The organism is Haloferax sp. s1 (genome assembly GCF_058382125.1).
On the sequence record NZ_JBZRPK010000107.1, the window covers coordinates 1 to 1,081 of the forward strand.

Here is a 1,081-nt window from a genome sequence, read left to right on the forward strand (position 1 = left end):
CCGGTGTTCGGCGTCGCCGTCCCCAGTCTGAGCGGGCTCCTGCTCTTCCCGCGTCTCCACCTCGACGGGCGTGGGCAGGCTGGCCCGTCGGGCGGCGCGGCCCCCAGCGCCGACTGACGCGGAGGGAGCGTTCGGATGCCTTCCTTCTTTCTGGCGGCGTTCGAGCGCGAGGGGTCGACCGGTCTCCGTGTCCGTCGCCGGGACGTTCGTGCGGGCGAGAACGCATTTCCCGGGGGAGCACGCTCCCGAATCAGCAATCGAAACGGGTCGAAAAGAGTCCGGGACGTCGTGAGATCGTCGTTCGTGACCGTCGCGTATCCGGGTCGCGATCAGCGGAACGTGCGACCTTCGTTCGCGTACTTCACCATGGACGCGAAGATGTTGGCCGACATCATGTCCTCGGACGACGCGGCCCGTTCATCGTAGATGTCCGCTACGACCGCGTGGACCGTTTCGTTGTCGGGGTCGGCCTCGAGCGCGTAGTCCGCGAGGTGACAGGCGAGGCGTTTGTCACCCGCGTCCATCAGTTCTTCCGCCCGTTCGGCGAGCGTCTTGGCGTCGCCCGCGAGGTCGGCGATCTCTTCGGCGACGGCCGACCGGCTCGCGGGCTTGAGTTCGCTGGGGCGTCCGGTCCACCAGCCGCCGTAGTAGCGGATGACGTTCCGCGCGATGAACTCACCGCTGTCGTACTCCGACTGGAGCCAGGGTTCGTCGGGGTCTGGCAGGTCGATCTCGCGGACGATGTCGACGTGGGGAGGCGCGCCGTCGTTGAGCGCCTCGATAGTCCGTTCGACGATAGTGTCGAGGTACTCGGCGTAGCGAAGCAGCCGGTGTTCGATCTCCTCGGGGTCGTCGACGATCGGCCTGCCGTGTCCCGAGAGGAGAGTCCGGGCGTCGAGGGCGGCCATCTCGCGGAGGGCGTCGACCCACTCCCAGGGGTAGCGCTGGACCTTCTGGGGGTTCCCCGCGTTGGGCGCGGAGGCGGTGACGAGGTCGCCGGAGCACAGTACCTCGCGGTCGGGACAGAACACCCACGTGTGGTCGTCGGTCTCGCCGCGGCTGTGGTGGAGCTCGAAGATGG

The 1,081-nt window shown here is 68.0% G+C and carries 1 protein-coding gene; it reads right to left on the reverse strand.

Annotated elements, in window-relative coordinates; genetic code table 11:
* Window positions 1-329: 329 nt before the first annotated feature.
* A partial coding sequence (locus QT222_RS00745; protein ID WP_491475982.1) for an alkyl sulfatase dimerization domain-containing protein occupies window positions 330-1,081 on the reverse strand: 752 nt, incomplete at its 5' end.